The sequence below is a fragment of the Halolamina salina genome (assembly GCF_042678005.1).
GTDB classification, from domain to species: Archaea; Halobacteriota; Halobacteria; order Halobacteriales; family Haloferacaceae; genus Halolamina; species Halolamina salina.
This window is the reverse complement of the sequence record NZ_JBHUDH010000107.1, coordinates 455-15,675: the sequence shown is the minus strand read 5'-3', so window position 1 is coordinate 15,675 and position 15,221 is coordinate 455. Positions and strand designations below refer to the sequence as shown.

Sequence of the window (15,221 nt, the reverse complement as noted above, 5' to 3'; positions counted from 1 at the left end):
CCTGTCGGCGGCCGCGGCCGACACGCTCCGGCACTGCTTCCTGCTCGACTGCGTCACTCGGACGGAGGGCCTCTACCCGGTCGACCTCCACGAACGGGAGGTGCTGGCCGAGCGAGCGTCGATCGCGCCCGAACGCTGGTACGGGATGCCCGTCGACCGGCGGACCGCGGCGTACCTCTCGGTGCCGCGATCCGCGACCGACGACCTGCTGGAGTGGCACCTGACCGCCGACATCGAGCCGGCCGTCCGGAACGCGGAGATACTGCCGTTCGTCGTCGACGACCTCGCAGTCGTGCGGTCGCCGACGCCGCTGTCGGACCGAGGGAACGCGCCGACCGAACCCGACGAACTCGAGGAGTTCTTCCGGACCGACGACGCCCGCGGGCTGCTCCGGTCGACGCGAACCACGCAGAACGCCGACAGCGTCGACGAGTCGGTACGCTCGCCGGTCGACACCGAGACGTACGGCCACGTCTGGGTCGGCGAGGGGTTCCCGATGGGCGCCTCGAAGCCGACCGTCGACGCCTACCGGCGCCGTCTCGACCGCCAGCCCGCCGACGACAGCACGACGACGGTGACGCTGGTCTGTAACGACGAGGAGATGCTCGAGGAGGTCGACGAGGAGCTGTACGGCTTCCTCGACATGCTCCGGTTCGAGATTCGCAGCCACCACGACCTGACGACGGCCGAACTCCGCGAGGTGCTCCGGGAGGAGACGAGCTTCCTCCACTACGTCGGCCACGTCGAGGACGAGGGAGTGCAGTGTGCCGACGGCCACCTCGACCTGCGGACGCTCTCCGGAACCGGGGTGGAGGCGTTCCTGCTCAACGGCTGTACCTCCTACGAGCAGGGGCAGGCGCTGGTCGACGCCGGCGCGTTCGGCGGCGTGGTGACGCTGACCAGCGTGAGCAACGCGAAAGCCACCGAGACCGGCCGCCACCTGGCGCGGCTGCTCGACATCGGCTTCGACTTCCACGGCGCGCTCGACGTGATCCGGCGGATGCGGATCTCCCGACAGAACTACGTGGTCGTCGGCGACGGCCGGGTGACGATCTCGCAGTCGGAGACGGGGACCCCGCTGCTGCTCGAAGTCGAGGAAGTCGTCGGTGAGCAGGCCCGTGTCACCTACCGGACGTACCCCACCTCTCGGTATCAGGTCGGCGCGATGACCCACCCGTACGTCGAGGAGGGCGCCACGCAGTACGTCTCCGTGGGCGACATCGAGGAGTACCTGCTCTCGGCGGAGACGTACGAGGAGGAACTCGCGGAACAGCGCACCCCGATCGTCGTCGACGGGGAGCTGCGCTGGACGAACTCGCTGCGCTTCGAGTCGATTACGGACCGACCGTAGTGCCCGTTCCGCCCGCGACGCTGCCGGCCTGCGAGAGCAACAGCAACGCCGTGAACAGGACGCCGACCATCTTCGGGTGCTCTGCGAGGTACGCCGCCGTGCTGGAACTGTCGGATTCCATGTTCCACACGTGATCCCGTTCAATTAATAATTTATCTTAAGAGTTCAGATAGGTAACCGACTTCGAAAAGGCCGCTCAGGGGTGGCTCGGCGGCGGACGCCGGTTTTCCCCGGGAATCACTCCTCGGGTGGGCTACTCCCCTCCAAGCGATCACAGATCGCCGCGGCGATCGCGTCAGCGTCGTCGCGCCACCAGTCCGGCCGCTCGCCGCCCCGCTTGGGCGGCGCCACGTCGAAGTCGAGCGGGTGGTACGTCACGTGGTCGAACAGGTCGGCGGCGGTCCGACCGACGAACTCGGCGTTCTTCCGTTTCGAGGAGACGCCGCCGCGGGCGAGGTCGTAGTATCGGGTAAACAGTTGGAACACGACGACGGTGTCGGCGTCGATGCTGCCCTCCGCGACGTGTCGGCAGAGCTTCGCGGTGTTGTCCGCGGGGTCGGCCCGGCGCCACTCCAGTTCGACGAGGACGAGGCGCTCGCCGGCGCGGCCGCCGAGATCGACGGGCGTGCCGCCGACCCGGTACTCGGTCTCCCACTGGACTCCGGGGCGACGTGCCGAGAGCTCCCGGCGGAGGTACGCCCCCACGTCGTCGGCGAACGAGCCCATGAGGCCCAGCTCGCGCTCGGGGGACTCCGGGTTTCGGGAGCGTCGATCGGAAAAAGCGTGTGCCGGGCCGGGTCGCCGTCTACATGTAGCCCAGGTCGCGGAGGCGCTCCATGAGGTCCTCCTTGTCCTGGGCGCGGCCGGCGCGCTCGGTGGTGTTCTCGAGGTCCTGGTGCCACGCAGGCTCCTCCTCGCTCTTCTCGGTGGAGACCTCCGAGCCGAGCGAGCGGAAGCCGGCGAAGTACTTGGGCGAGACCGGGATGTCGTCCTGGGTCAGCCCGTTGGGCAGGTCGTCGGCGTCGTCGGGGACGTAGCCGTCGTCGGGGTAGCCCTCGACGGTGTCCGGCACGACGTAGTGCCAGAAGCAGTCCCAGACCGCGCGCTCGTCGAACTGCAGGATCGGCTGGATGCGGTCGTGGGGCGGGTAGATGTCGGGGTCGTGGCGCGGGCTGAAGAACGTCTCGTCGGCGCGGGCCTCCTGCTCGTCCCAGCGGACGCCGGAGACGATGCCGTCGATGTTCAGCTCCTCGATGGCGTTGTTCAGCGGCACCGTCTTCAGCAGGTGGTTGCCGACGTAGGTGTCGAGCAGGAACGGGAACGTGTCGTCCTCGTACTCGAGGATGTTCCGGATGTGGTGGCGGTTCTGCTCGTTGAGCGCGGAGATTTCGATGTCGTCGCCCGGCGTGAGGCCGTGCTCCTCGACGTAGGCGCCGATGTCCTCGTTGCGCGCGAAGTGCACGTCGAGGTCCCACTCGTCGGCCCAGTGCTCGACGAAGTCGATGAGTTCGTCGAAGTGCTGGTAGTGGTCGAGGAACACCGCGGGCGGCATCTCCAGCCCGTGCTTCTCGGCGACCTCCTTCACGAAGTACAGCGTGAGCGTGGAGTCCTTCCCCCCGGTCCACATGATCGCGGGGTTCTCGTACTGCTCCAGCCCCTGCCGGGTGACCTCGATGGCCTTCTCGATCTTGTGTTCGAGGCTCGGGTAGTCCGCGGGGGACTCGCCCTCGCCGTCCGTGTAGTCGACGTCCAAGTAGTCGGGGAACTCGGCCATTCGTAATTACATCTAATTAGCGGGGGACTGAAATGGTTTCTGTCTGGGCGTTCGAATTCATCAGGACATTTATAATGGCACAGAGCCGTCACACGACGAAATGGCCGATCGGGACGGCTCGGATCAACTGGAGGGACTGGACGACATCAACGGGTACGACCCGAAGGAAGTGGTCAAGCTCCCCCGGAAACGAATTGTCGAGATTCGGAAGGAAGCCCGGGAAAACGCGCGGCAGGAGATTCGCGACGTGAACTCCCTCCAGCATCAGGAACGGGAGAAGATTCGGGAACAGGCCAGAGAGAAGGCCGAGACGGAGACGAAAGCGAAGCTTCTGGAGAAACACATCGACAAGATCGACAGCAACATCAACAGCCTCGAACAGCGGATGACCCGAACGTCGAAGGCAGTCGAATCGATCGTCGATGTGGTCGAGAAAAACGAACAGGAGATCTACGTTGTCCCGCCGGACACGGATGTCGACAAGCACTTGAAACGGGTGTGGTTGACGTCCGCATCCTTCGCCGCGTCGTTGGCCGTCCTTTCGGCGTTTTTCAGCTTCTCGGCCATTCAGGGGGTGTCGATAGCCTTCACCGTCGCGTTAGTCGCGCCGCCACTCGTCCAGTTCCTCTGGCACATCCGCGACTGATACTCTCCGTAGACTCCTCGTGGGACGCGAAAACTACGCGTTGCTCGGGAGTATTCAGGCCCGAATTAGCTGATGAACTCGTTGTCCCGCCAGTTGACGCCGCCGTCCTCGCCGTTGCCCTGTCGGGGGTTCTCGACGACTTCGACGCTCGCGGGACGTTCCTCGCCCTCGACGATGCGGACGGCCTGCAGGTCGCCGTCCTTCTCGAGCACGGCGGTCAGGGTGCCTTTCTCGGAGATGAGCGCGAGTTCCCGGAGCACGAGGAACATCGGGAACCGCAGCGCGCTGTTCTGGAGCACCGTCTCGCGGTCGCCCTTGAAGCAGGCGAACTCCACGAGCTCGGAGGGGATCTCCTCCTCCTCCTCCTCTTGGCCCCACGTCGGGGCCGTCTTGGGCGGCTCCTCCTCGTACACCCGCGTCTCGGAGACACTGGCTTTGAGCTGTGCGGTCGGGGTGTACTTCCCGATGTCGGCGTCCTCCGCGACCGCTTTCAGGATCAGGGTGTTGTTCCGGCGGGTGAGCTCGACGTCGTCGAGCTCGGGGGGAAGATCCGGGTCCTCGAGGAACGCTTCGAGGTCTTCGAGTGGCAGTTCGAGGGTCGAGTGGAGTCTGAATACGCGACCAGTCATTTGTAGGTGTGGGATGGGGTTGGTGTGGGAGTTCGGTGGGCGGCGGGCGGCGAAACCGCGGTAGTACGTCGATAGGTAGGCCGGCTAGCCTTTTAGCTGTTGTTACCGGGGGGTTCAGGCGGTGGCGTTGACGGTCTCGGCCAGCTCGCCGCGCTCGTCGAGCTCGGCGAGGATGTCGCTGCCGCCGACGAACTCGCCGTCGACGAACGTCTGCGGGATCGTCTCCCAGCCGGACTTCTCCTCGAGCACGGCCCGGTACTGCGGGAGCGCGGGCAGCACGTCGATAGTCTCGAACTCCGCGCGGTGCTGAGAGAGCAGCTGCACCGCACGCTGGGAGTAGCCACACTGGGGCATCAGCCGGTTGCCCTTCATGAACAGGACGACCTCGTTCTCGTCGAGAACCTCCTCGACCTGCTCCCGGACTTCCTCCTCGGTGAGTTCGCTCTGAGTACTCATTTCGGTACGAGATAGGGGGCTTGCTCGGATAACGGTTGCGCCGTGGGGACGGTAGCCTTTAACCTCCGGCCCGTAAAGCCGGGTACACATGAGCGCGGCCGAGTACGACCTCAGCGACGACGAGCGGCGGGCCCTGGAGCTGATCCGTGACTCCGGCGGCATCTACCAGAGCGACTTCTGGAAGGAACTGGACATCTCCTCGCGGAAGGGGAGCCGCATCGCGGAGGGGCTCGCCGAGAAGGAGCTGATCCAGCGCGAGGAGGCGGTGTACGACGGACACAACACGTACCTGCTGAAGCCCCGCACGCGCGATCTGGACTTCTCGCTTTTGATGGCCGGCGACAAGCTCACCCCCTTCATCGGCGAGGAGGAGATCGACCCGCAGTCCGACGCGTTCTCGCAGTGGCTGATGAACCTCGCCTACGAGGAGTACTGATAACTCGCGGCTCGTGACCTGTCTCGACCTCCGTGTCGAGGCCACGGAACCTACGCCGCGATTGTACTTTTAACCGATCACGGCGAGTGAGCGTCGGCGACCGCCGTGTCGTCTCGTGGCCCGTATTGTCCCTACGCCTCGGGCACGCGGTAGTACATCCCCTTCGAGGCCGGCGCGGTCCGCTCGAACCCCCACTGTTCGTAGAAGCCGTCCACGTCCGCCATCAGGTTCACGTACGCCGCCGGCGGGGCCTCCTCGTCGATCCACTCCATCAGCGCGTCCATCATCCGGCTCCCCAGCCCCTGTCGCTGGTGGTCGGGGTGGACAGCCATGTCGCAGACGTGGTACACCGACCCTCCGTCGCCCACGATCCGGGCCATCCCGACCGTCTCGCCCGTCCCGTCGACGACCGTGACGGCGTACAGGCTGTTCGGCAGCCCCTGTTCGACTGCCTCGCGCGAGCGTTCGGCCATCCCTGCAGCGTCGCGGAGTTCGAGAAACCGGTCGACCGTCGGCGGCGATTCACGGAGTTCGTACGCCATCGCGGGGTTACTGGGCGTCGCCGCTCTCGTCGTCCGCCAGCAGGTCCCGCTTCTCGAGGTGGGTCTCGACCTCCTCGGGCGGCAGGTGGACGTACTCCTCGGTGTCGACGTCGATCGTCGCGATGTCGACGCCGTCGGGCGTCATCTCCTCGTCGTCGTGGACCGCGAGCGCCGAGAGCGCGAGGCCGACGCCCGCTTCGAGGCTCATGTCGTCCTCGTACTCGGCCTCGAGGTGATCGCGAATGTCGCTCCGGTTCGCGCCGACGGAGAGTGCCTGCCACTCGTAGGGGGTGCCGCTGGGGTCGCACTCGAACAGCCGCGGCCGGCCGTTCGTGACGCCGCCGACGATCAGCGAGACGCCGAACGGACGGGCGCCGCCGTACTGGGTGTACTGCTGGATGAAGTCCGTCACCGTCTTCGAGAGCGTCTCGACGGTGATCGGCTCGCCGTAGCGCAGGCGGTTGGTCTGTGCCTCCCGGCGCGCGACGTCGATCAGCTGGCGCGCGTCGGCCACGTGGCCGGCGCTGGCGATGCCGATGTGCTCGTCGGCCTTGTGGAGCTTCTCGACGGAGTCCGGCTCGATCATCTTCGAGCGCCGGCGCTTGTCCGCCGCGAGCACGACGCCCTCCGGTGTCCGGACGCCGACGCTGGGCGTGCCTCGCTTGACTGCCTCGCGGGCGTACTCGACTTGGTACAGTCGCCCGTCGGGCGAGAAGATGGTGATACCGCGGTCGTAGGCCTGCTGTTGTTGTCCTTGCATGGTCACTCGAGATCCCGAACGGTCGCGCCGATCCACCCCGCCGGGGCCGCCATGTCGACGGCGCCGTCACGGGATCGGGCCGGGTGCTCGGCACCCGCGAACGCGACCTCTTCCTGTGTTAAACTGCCGGCTGGATCGCCTAAATAGCTTTCCGAAGCGGCGTCGACGCTGCCCGAGACGCCGGAGACGCGAAGGCCGACCGGCTCGCCGTCGACCTCGTCGACGCAGGCGATCGCCGCGCGGGCGGCGTCGACCTCGCCGCGCCGGGCGCGGACGATCGCGCCGCCGCTTCCCTCCCCGAGTGCGAAGCGCATCACGCGCAGGTCGGCGGCGGCGCTGCCCGGGTCGCCCAAGAGGTTCTGCCCGGCGTACCAGAGTTCGCGCTGGAACGCCCGGCGTCCGATATCCGCGTCGGGCCAGCTCTCGATCGCGACCGCGAGGTAGCGCCAGCGCGGCTGGAGGTGTTTGGGGAGGTGTTTCATCGGTCGGCGACGAGCACCCCGTACTGCTCGCTCACGAGCGTCGCGTCGGAAACGGTGAAGCCGGCGTCGGTCAGCGCCTCCACCAGCACGCCGACGGTCGCGGGGTCGTCGACCTCCGGGGAGTACTGCTCCTCGCCCTCGGGGATCGCCGCCGACAGCATCACGTCGCCGAGCACGAACCGCCGCGGCTCGAGATCCGCGATGACCTCGATCGCCTCGCGCTTCTCCTCGTCGGCGAGGTGGTGCATCTCGAAGTTCGGGACGACCACGTCGACCGACTCGTCGACGTTCGGCTCGCGGAACCGCCCTTCGCCGAACGTGACGTTCTCGTGGCCGCCCGCCTCGGCCTTCCGCTCGGCCTCGGCGAGCATTCCCTCGCTGATGTCCCGACCGATCACGCGGCCGGCCTCGGGGGCGAGCGCGAGCGCTATCGCGCCCGTGCCCGTCCCGAGGTCGAGCACTGTCTCGTCGGAGTCGGGATCGGCGGCCTCGATCACCAGCGAGGCACAGGCACCGTACTCCTCGCTGTCCTGCTGTTCGTCGTACTCCGCCGCGACGGCGGAGAACCGCTCGGCGTGGTCCTCGATCGAGCGTTTCATTCCTCGTACCGCCCCCGTTGGACCCCCGGAGAGATGAAGGAATCGGAGAGCCGTTCCCGGTTGCGGGCGGCGAGTCGGCCCCACTCGGCCAGTCCATCGCGGACGGCCTCGGCGCCGAAGCCGATCTGCTCGCCCACCGCAGCGAGCTCCCGCGGCGCGCGCAGCCGGAGGTGGCTCTCGGGCGTCGCGCTCACGACGTACGGCGCGTCGAAGTCCTCGACCAGCTCCCGGAGCTTCCTGAGCTTCCGGAGCCGCCGGACCCGCGTCCCGCCGTCGTCGCGCAGTACCGGACCGAGGTCGAACTCGATGCGCACGCCGTGTTCGACTGCCGCCTTCACGAGCACGTGGTTCACGTCGCCGCCGTCGCCGAACGGCCGCGTCAGTACGTCCACGCGGTCGTGCTCGACGGCGAAGCGGTTGACCGCGTCCGTGCCGCCACGGACCAGCAGCAGGGTGCAGTCGCCCCGGAAGTTCCCGACCGCGCCGCTGGCCTCCTGCGGGTCCGCGGCGTCGATCTCGACCCCGCGAACCACGTCGATCCCGTGCCGTCCGGCCAGCGTACCGGCGTCGTACTCGGCTTCGCGCGTGCGAACGACCACCCCGTCGAAGCCGTACTCCGCGGCGGTTTTGACCTGCCGAGCGGCCGTGGCGTCGCCTTCGGGGTGAGCGTAGACGGCCTCGTACGGACCGAATTCGGCGTTTCCGTCGCCGTCCGCTTCCCCTCCAGTGTCGCTCACGGCTCGAACCCCTCCGGATCGTCGGTGGCGTCGGCGACGTTCACGGCGGCGACGTTCTCGGCCACGTCGTGGACGCGGACGATATCGGCGCCGTTACGCGCGGCGAGCGCCGTCGCGGCGACCGTGGAGTGCGGCGCGTCGCCCGCTTCCTCGCCGGTCAGTTCGAACAGCGACTTGTGAGAGTGGCCGAACAGCAGCGGACAGCCCAGCGCCTCGAACTCTTCGAGCCGGTCGAGCAGTTCGAACGACTCGCGGGCGCTCTTCCCGAAGCCGATCCCGGGGTCGACGATCACCTGCTCGCGGTCGACGCCGGCCTTCTCGGCGGCGAGCAGTCGGTCGCCGAGTTCCCGGATCGTCTCCTCGACCACGTCGTCGTACTCGACCGCCGTACTCGGGTCGACCGGCGCCTCGATCGAGTGCATCAACACCACCGGGACGCCCGTCTCGGCGACGACGCGGCGCATCTCGGGGTCCTGCAGCCCCTCCACGTCGTTGAGTACGTCGGCGCCGGCGTCGACCACCGCGCGGGCGACCTCGGGCCGGCGCGTGTCGACGGAGATCGGCACGTCCAGTTCGCTCAGCTCCTCGACGACCGGCAGCACCCGATTCAGTTCCTCCTCGATCTCCACAGGATCGGCGCCCGGGCGGGTGCTCTCCCCGCCCACGTCGATCACGTCCGCGCCGGCCTCGACCATCGCCTCGGCCCGGGAGACCGCGTCCTCGACGCGTTCGTACTCGCCGCCGTCGTGGAACGAGTCCGGCGTGACGTTCAGGACGCCCATCACCGCCGTTCGGTCCTGCGGCCACGGGAGGTCGCGCTCGGGCGGGCTGTACTGAATTCCCAGCGACTCGCGGATCTCCTCGCCGAGTTCGGAAAGCCCCCACGGCTGGCCCTGCAGTTTCTCGGCGAGGCGTTTGAACTGCGCCATCGTGCCCGAGAGCACCACGTCGTGGAGTTCGCCGCCGGAGCGCAGCGCCGACGCCGAGCACTCGCCGTCGAGCGAGAGCATCTCCTGCTTGAGGTACTCGGCCTGCCGCTGCTGAACCCGGGTGTGCAGCACGCGGTGATCGGCCTTCCCGCGCATCCGCCAGATCCCCGGCTCGGAGACCTGCCCGTTTCGCAGGACGGTCTCGGCCTCGTCGATCGACTCGATCCGTTTGGGGATCTGGAGTCGGGTCCACGTCGCTCGCGCTTCGGCGACGGCGTACAGCGAGCCAGTCACGAGCAGCGCATCGTCCTCCTCGGCGTCCTCGCGGGCCAGCGAGAGCGCGTTCGCGACGGAGCCGGTCGAGCGCACGTCGTCGTAGCCCGCGTCCTCGAACGTCCGGGCCAGCACCTCGGGGTCCTCCGCGCGGTCGATCGCGGGCGCACAGGTGGTCACCGAGCCGTCGGGCAGCGCCGCCGCCATCGCGGCGGTGTCCTTGTCGTGCATCGCGGCGACGACGATGTGGCAGTCGTCGTACTCGAACGTCGAGAGCGTCTCTCCGACGGTCTCGCAGGCCTCGGGGTTGTGCGCGCCGTCGAGCACGGTTAGCGGCGACTGGCCCATCACCTCGAACCGGCCGGGCCAGTCGGCGCGGGCCAGCCCCCGCTCCAGCGCGGTCCGATCCACGTCGACGCCGAGTTCGTCGCCGACCTGCCGGGCGAGCACGCAGGCGATCCCGGCGTTCTCGGCTTGGTGCTCGCCGAGCAACGGGATCTCTGCGTCGACCGACCAGTCCTCGGCCGCCACGCTCACAGCGGCCTGCTGGTGGGTGACGCGGCCGTCGTAGCTCACTGTCACGTCGGGGTGCGCTTCCTTTTCCGTGGCACCTTCGCCCGCCCAGTCGTCCTCCCCGACGGTGATCACGCCGCTGGCGCCGACCCGGCCCGCAACGTCACGGACCGTCGAGAGCGCTGCACCCTCGGTACCGGTCACGAGCCGGCGTCCCTCGGGGGCGACGTGTGACTTCGTCTCGGCGATCTCCTCGACGGTCTCCCCGAGCACGCCGGTGTGCTCCAGCGAGACGTTCGTGACCGCGCTGGCGGTGGGGTCGACCGCGGAGGTGGCGTCGAGTTCGCCGCCGAGGCCGACCTCGAGGACTGCCACGTCCACGTCGGCGCGCTCGAACTGCCAGATCCCCATCGCGGTGACGACCTCGAAGAAGGTGAGCGGCGCGCCGTCGGCCGCGCGATCGACCAGCCACGGTTTTGCCTCATCGACGAACTCGGCGACAGCCGATCGGGGCATCTCCCGGCCGTCGATCTGGATCCGTTCGGTGAGGTGGTCGAGGTGAGGCGACGTGTACAGGCCGACCGAGAGGCCCGCCTCCCGCAGCGCCGACTCGACCATGCGGGCGGTGCTCCCCTTCCCGTTGGTGCCCGCGACCTGTACGTAGGCGGGGCCAGAGCCCTCGGTCGGGGAGACGTCCATCGCCGCGAGGAGGTCCTGTACCGACTCGACCCCGGGGTCGACGCCGAACCGCCGGAGGTCGAACAGGAAGTTCGCGGCCTCGTGGTACTGCATGGTCGACGTTGCGGCCGGTGGGCGTTTGGCCGTTTCGGACGCGGCCGGTCAGTCGTGCCGGAATGCGCGCTGGCCGGTCATCACCATCGCCAGCCCCAGTTCGTTCGCGGCCTCGATCACGTCGTCGTCGTTCACCGAACCGCCGGGCTGGATCACCGCCTCGACGCCCGCCTCGGCGGCTTCCTCGACGGCGTCCGGGAACGGGAAGAACGCGTCAGAAGCGACGACGGCGCCCTCGGCGGACTTCCCTTCCGCGTCGTTCTCGGCTTTCATCGCCGCCAGCGTCACCGCGTCGACGCGGGACACCTGTCCCATCCCGACGCCGACGGTCTCGGTGCCGTCGGCGATCAGGATGCCGTTGGACTTGACGTGTTTGAGCACCTTCCAGGCGAACAGCATCGTCTCGATCTGCTCGTCGGTCGGTTCGCGCTCGGTGACGACCTCCAGGTCCTCGCGGGTCAGCGTCGAGCGGTCGCGCTCCTGAACGAGTCGGCCGCCGACGAGCGCCTTCTCGGTGAAGCGCTCGGTGCGGTCCGCGGGGCCGAGCGTGTCGTCCTCGGTCCGGTCGCCCACGTCCAGCACGCGGAGGTTCTCCTTCTCGGTCAGCGTCGCGAGCGCGTCGTCGGTGTACCCCGGCGCGACGACGACCTCCTTGAACGAGTCGACTATCTCCGCGGCGGTCTCGGCGTCGCACTCGCGGTTGAGCGCGACGATGCCGCCGAAGGCGGACTTCGCGTCGGTCGAGAGCGCGTCGCGGTAGGCGTCGGCGACCGTGTCGGCGGTCGCACAGCCCGCGGGGTTGGTGTGCTTGATCACCGCGGCGGCGGGCTCCTCGAACTCCTTGACCAGATTCAGCGCGCCGTCGGCGTCGTTGTAGTTGTTGTAGGAGAGATCCTTCGCGCCCTCGTTCAGTTGGGGGGCGTGGACGACGCTCGGCTCCTCGCTCGCGTCGCTGGCGTACACCGCGGCGTCTTGGTGGGGGTTCTCGCCGTAGCGGAGCGTGTCCTCGCGGCGGTTCGCGACCGTGCGCCGCGCCGGGAGGTCACCTTTCGTGTCGGTCGCGATGTCGACGCCGACGGGCCGGCCCTCCTCGTCGCGTTCGACCTCGACTTTCCCCTCGGCGAACCACCGGATCGCCCGCGGGTACGCCTCGAACTCGGCCTCGTACAGCACGCGCTCCTTCAGCGACTGCTCGTCGTCGTCCTCGAACACCGGCACCGACTCCTGCGTGACGATCGGTCCCTCGTCGAGCGCCTCGGTGACGACGTGGACCGTCGCACCCGTCGTCCGGACGTTCGACTCGAGCACCTGCCCGTGGGCGTCGGCGCCGGGGAACGCCGGCAGCAGCGACGGGTGGACGTTGAGCACAGTGTCCACACGGTCCAGAAATTCCGGCGTCAGGATCCGCATGAACCCGTCCAGACAGAGCACGTCGAACTCGTACTCCGCCAGCGCGTCGAGGATGCGCTCCTCGTGGGACTCGCGGGACTCGTCGTCCCCGCGCTCGACCGCGACGCTCGGGATGCCGCGCTCCTCGGCGCCGTCGAGCGCCGGGGCGTCCTCCCCGTTCGCGACGACGACCGAGAGTTCGGCGCCGCCGGGCGCGATGTCCGCAATGTGCAGAAGGTTTCGACCGCGGTTACCCGCGATGCCGGCGATCTTCATGTGCGTTCCCGGGGCCGAACGCGCAAAGAGCGTTGCGATCGTGTGAGCGCCGATACTCATGTTCGAGCATAGATTACGGCCCTGTTTGCGAATAGAGAGGCATACGTATGCACGGTGGTGCGATATGCGCGGCGGCGCTCCGGCAGGGTTTTGTGACTGCCCGGGCGAGCGTTCGGCATGAAGGAGCTCTCCCGGGAGTCGCCGCTCGCGGCCGTCTCGCCGCTGGACGGGCGGTACGCCGGCCGGACCGCGGATCTGGTGCCGTACGCCAGCGAGGCCGCGCTGATCGAGGCCCGCCTGCGCGTCGAGGTGGAGTACCTGCTCGCGCTCGCGGACCACGAGAGCGTCGACTGTGAGGTCACCTCAGAGGAGCGCGCCCACCTCCGCGAAGTCGTCGACGAGTTCGACGCCGACGACGCCGCGCTGGTCAAACGGATCGAGACGGAGGGGGCCGCGGGCTTTGCGGCCACCAACCACGACGTGAAAGCCGTCGAGTACTTCCTCCGCACCGAGACGCCCGAACGGCTCCACCCGTGGATCCACTTCGGCCTCACCAGCGAGGACGTGAACAACCTCGCCAACCGCCTGAATGCGAAGGGCGCCGTCGAGGACGTGCTGCTGCCCGCTATCGAGGACGTGCGGGCGTCGCTGACCGCGATGGCCCGCGAGCACCGCGACGTGCCGATGCTCGCACGCACGCACGGTCAGCCGGCGACGCCGACGACGTTCGGCAAGGAGATGGCCGTGTTCGCGGCCCGACTCGGCCGCGCGGAGGCGCGCGTCCGCGAGGCGAGCGAAGAACTGTCGGGGAAGCTCGCCGGCGCCTCGGGCACGTACGCCGCCCACGTCGCCGCCTACCCCGAGGTCGACTGGCGCGCGTTCTCGGCGGCGTTCGTCGACGACCTCGGCCTCGAACACACGCCGCTCTCGACGCAGATCAACCCCTGTGACGACCTCGCGGCGCTGTTCGACGCGCTCTCGGGCGTGAACAACGTCCTGCTCGACCTCGATCGGGATATCTGGCGCTACGTCTCGGACCGCTACCTCGGCCAAGAGAGCGACGACTCGGAGACGGGCTCGTCGACGATGCCCCACAAAGTCAACCCAATCGACTTCGAGAACAGCGAGGGGAACCTCTCGAAAGCCAACGCCGACCTCACGTTCCTCCGGGACTACGTCACCTCTTCGCGGCTCCAGCGCGACCTCTCGGACTCGACGGTCAAGCGCAACGTCGGCGCTGCGCTCGCCCACTGCCTGATCGGCTACCGGAAGACGGCGGCGGGGCTGGAGAAGGTCGTCCCTAACGAACAGGTGATGCGCGAGGAGCTTGAGGCCACCCCCGAGATAATCGGCGAAGCCGTCCAGACGATCCTCCGACGCGAGGGCGACACGGAGGCGTACGAACGCGTGAAGGAGCTAACCCGCGGCCGGCGGGTGACGCTCGCCGACTTCCGGGATCTGTTCGACGAACTCGACGTGGACGAGTCGGTCCGCGAGGAGCTTCGAGCGCTCACGCCCGCGGGCTACACCGGCGTCGCCGACGAGCTGGTCGACGAACTCGATCGGTAAGCCGTCGTCACTGTCGGTCGTCGACGCCCCACTCCGTCTCCGTCCCCCAGTCGTCATCGCCGTCCGAAGATTGGTCCTCGTTCTCGTCGGTGTCCTGCCGAGCCGCACGCTCCGCGTGGGTCCGATCCATCCGCGGCGGGTCGTCCGTCTCGCGGTCGATCGCGTACCAGAGGCCGATCGTGCCGGCGATCGTCGCGGCGAACAGGAGGGCGAACAGCAGTCCGACGGCGGCCATACCCGAGCGAGGGGCCGCGCGGCCGTTAGAGGTTTCGCCGCCCGCGGTAGCTTTTTGCTGGCCTCGGTCGAACGCCCGGCCGCATGTGCCCTCCGACCGACGATTTCGGCGACGACGAGAGCGGCTGTCCCAAGTGCGGTCACAGCGAGACGGAGATCGACGAGATCGCCACCAGCGGCACCGGACTCTCGAAGATGTTCGACGTCCAGAACCGCAGCTTCAAGGTGGTGACCTGTGCGAACTGCGGCTACTCCGAACTGTACAAGGGGACGAGCTCCGGCAACATGGTCGACCTGTTCCTCGGGTAGCTACTTCGAGGCCGCCATGACGACGGGGATGTCGACGCGCTCGTCGACGCTGTCGGGCATCGAGCCGAACAACACGCGTTCGAGGCGGCTCTTCGTCGGCGCGCCGATCACGATGGCGTCGTAGTACGCCGACTGCTCGGCGATCGCCGCGGTCGGGTCGTCGGCCTCGTAGAGCCACGTGTCGAACTCCTCGAAATCGCCGAGGTAGCGCCGTGCCTCCGCGAGGTGTTCCGCACCCTCGGAGCGCTGTGCGGCGTCGGCGTCAGCCGGGACGACCGTGAACAGCTCGATCCACGCGTTCTCGTGTTCGGCCAGCGCGCGAGCCACCCGAACCGTGAGTTCGGTGTTCGGCCCGCCGGTGACCGGCACGAGGATCGACGCGAGATCGTCCAGTTCCCCGGTGCCGTTGGCGAGCACCGTGTCCGTCGGGCTGTTCGCGACGATCCGGTCAGTCGTCCCCCGGCGGATCCCGACCCCCGAGGACTCCGACGCCGGGCGTTCGAGCACGACCACGTCGGGGTCGAC

18 protein-coding genes and 1 pseudogene are annotated in these 15,221 nt (G+C 68.3%); 5 read left to right on the top strand and 14 right to left on the bottom strand.

The genetic code is table 11. The features are described 5' to 3' along the window. Positions 1-1,351: pseudogene (locus tag ACFR9S_RS09700) on the top strand (hypothetical protein); the annotation flags it as partial. Here ACFR9S_RS09700 and ACFR9S_RS09695 read toward each other — a convergent pair. The 3 genes from ACFR9S_RS09695 to ACFR9S_RS09685 form a co-directional block, all read right to left on the bottom strand. Then, on the bottom strand, positions 1,335-1,472 hold the full coding sequence (locus ACFR9S_RS09695) for a DUF7503 family protein (RefSeq protein WP_379731202.1): 138 nt from the start codon (positions 1,470-1,472) through the stop codon (positions 1,335-1,337). The pseudogene ACFR9S_RS09700 and the gene ACFR9S_RS09695 overlap by 17 nt on opposite strands. A gap of 116 nt (positions 1,473-1,588) precedes the next feature. Beyond that, positions 1,589-2,077 (bottom strand): hypothetical protein, encoded by a 489-nt coding sequence (locus ACFR9S_RS09690; RefSeq protein WP_379731203.1) that lies wholly within the window; start codon positions 2,075-2,077, stop codon positions 1,589-1,591. Between the two features lie 79 nt (positions 2,078-2,156). Then, a complete protein-coding gene (locus ACFR9S_RS09685) occupies positions 2,157-3,125 on the bottom strand; it encodes a phosphoadenosine phosphosulfate reductase family protein (RefSeq protein ID WP_379731204.1) in 969 nt (322 codons plus the stop codon). Positions 3,126-3,225: 100 nt separating this feature from the next. Here ACFR9S_RS09685 and ACFR9S_RS09680 point away from each other — a divergent pair, with 100 nt between their 5' ends. Continuing rightward, positions 3,226-3,771: a hypothetical protein gene (locus ACFR9S_RS09680; protein ID WP_379731205.1), complete on the top strand. Its 546-nt coding sequence runs from the start codon at positions 3,226-3,228 to the stop codon at positions 3,769-3,771. Positions 3,772-3,836: 65 nt separating this feature from the next. Here ACFR9S_RS09680 and ACFR9S_RS09675 read toward each other — a convergent pair whose 3' ends face one another. Continuing rightward, a complete protein-coding gene (locus tag ACFR9S_RS09675) occupies positions 3,837-4,400 on the bottom strand; it encodes a DUF7110 family protein (protein ID WP_379731207.1) in 564 nt (187 codons plus the stop codon). Positions 4,401-4,514: 114 nt separating this feature from the next. Then, positions 4,515-4,856: a glutaredoxin family protein gene (locus tag ACFR9S_RS09670; protein WP_379731208.1), complete on the bottom strand. Its 342-nt coding sequence runs from the start codon at positions 4,854-4,856 to the stop codon at positions 4,515-4,517. Between the two features lie 88 nt (positions 4,857-4,944). On the opposite strand from ACFR9S_RS09670, the gene ACFR9S_RS09665 reads away from it, so the two are divergent. Then, the gene (locus ACFR9S_RS09665; protein WP_379731209.1) at positions 4,945-5,292 is read left to right on the top strand and encodes a helix-turn-helix transcriptional regulator; all 348 of its coding nucleotides are present in this window, start codon (positions 4,945-4,947) and stop codon (positions 5,290-5,292) included. 131 nt (positions 5,293-5,423) lie between these two features. On the opposite strand, the gene ACFR9S_RS09660 is transcribed toward ACFR9S_RS09665, so the two are convergent. The 7 genes from ACFR9S_RS09660 to purH are packed head-to-tail and all read right to left on the bottom strand — an operon-like array spanning position 5,424 to position 12,584. Next, positions 5,424-5,834: a GNAT family N-acetyltransferase gene (locus ACFR9S_RS09660; RefSeq protein WP_379731210.1), complete on the bottom strand. Its 411-nt coding sequence runs from the start codon at positions 5,832-5,834 to the stop codon at positions 5,424-5,426. A gap of 7 nt (positions 5,835-5,841) precedes the next feature. Next, entirely contained in the window at positions 5,842-6,594 is a 753-nt protein-coding gene (gene psmA, locus ACFR9S_RS09655; protein WP_379818515.1) for an archaeal proteasome endopeptidase complex subunit alpha, read from the bottom strand. 2 nt (positions 6,595-6,596) lie between these two features. Further along, the gene (locus tag ACFR9S_RS09650; protein ID WP_379818514.1) at positions 6,597-7,076 is read right to left on the bottom strand and encodes an Rpp14/Pop5 family protein; all 480 of its coding nucleotides are present in this window, start codon (positions 7,074-7,076) and stop codon (positions 6,597-6,599) included. Further along, positions 7,073-7,675 carry a class I SAM-dependent methyltransferase gene (locus tag ACFR9S_RS09645; RefSeq protein ID WP_379818513.1) on the bottom strand — a complete coding sequence of 201 codons (603 nt, stop codon included), beginning with the start codon at positions 7,673-7,675 and terminating at the stop codon, positions 7,073-7,075. Before ACFR9S_RS09645 ends, ACFR9S_RS09650 begins: the two co-directional genes overlap by 4 nt. After that, on the bottom strand, positions 7,672-8,412 hold the full coding sequence (locus tag ACFR9S_RS09640) for an RNase P subunit p30 family protein (RefSeq protein ID WP_379818512.1): 741 nt from the start codon (positions 8,410-8,412) through the stop codon (positions 7,672-7,674). The genes ACFR9S_RS09645 and ACFR9S_RS09640 overlap by 4 nt, the downstream gene beginning before the upstream one ends. Next, positions 8,409-10,919 (bottom strand): dihydropteroate synthase, encoded by a 2,511-nt coding sequence (folP, locus tag ACFR9S_RS09635; protein WP_379818511.1) that lies wholly within the window; start codon positions 10,917-10,919, stop codon positions 8,409-8,411. The genes ACFR9S_RS09640 and folP overlap by 4 nt, the downstream gene beginning before the upstream one ends. Before the next feature lie 48 nt (positions 10,920-10,967). Then, a complete protein-coding gene (gene purH, locus ACFR9S_RS09630) occupies positions 10,968-12,584 on the bottom strand; it encodes a bifunctional phosphoribosylaminoimidazolecarboxamide formyltransferase/IMP cyclohydrolase (RefSeq protein ID WP_379818510.1) in 1,617 nt (538 codons plus the stop codon). A 177-nt stretch (positions 12,585-12,761) separates the two neighbouring features. Between purH and purB the strand changes: the two genes are divergently transcribed. Further along, positions 12,762-14,153 (top strand): adenylosuccinate lyase, encoded by a 1,392-nt coding sequence (gene purB / locus ACFR9S_RS09625; RefSeq protein ID WP_379818509.1) that lies wholly within the window; start codon positions 12,762-12,764, stop codon positions 14,151-14,153. Between the two features lie 7 nt (positions 14,154-14,160). Here purB and ACFR9S_RS09620 read toward each other — a convergent pair whose 3' ends face one another. Next, entirely contained in the window at positions 14,161-14,388 is a 228-nt protein-coding gene (locus ACFR9S_RS09620; RefSeq protein ID WP_379732620.1) for a hypothetical protein, read from the bottom strand. Positions 14,389-14,471: 83 nt separating this feature from the next. On the opposite strand from ACFR9S_RS09620, the gene ACFR9S_RS09615 reads away from it, so the two are divergent. Continuing rightward, positions 14,472-14,696, top strand: coding sequence for a zinc ribbon domain-containing protein (locus tag ACFR9S_RS09615; RefSeq protein WP_379732621.1), 225 nt, complete (start codon positions 14,472-14,474; stop codon positions 14,694-14,696). Here ACFR9S_RS09615 and ACFR9S_RS09610 read toward each other — a convergent pair. Further along, the coding region (locus ACFR9S_RS09610) for a universal stress protein (RefSeq protein WP_379818508.1) at positions 14,697-15,221 on the bottom strand (525 nt) is incomplete at its 5' end. It abuts the gene before it with no gap.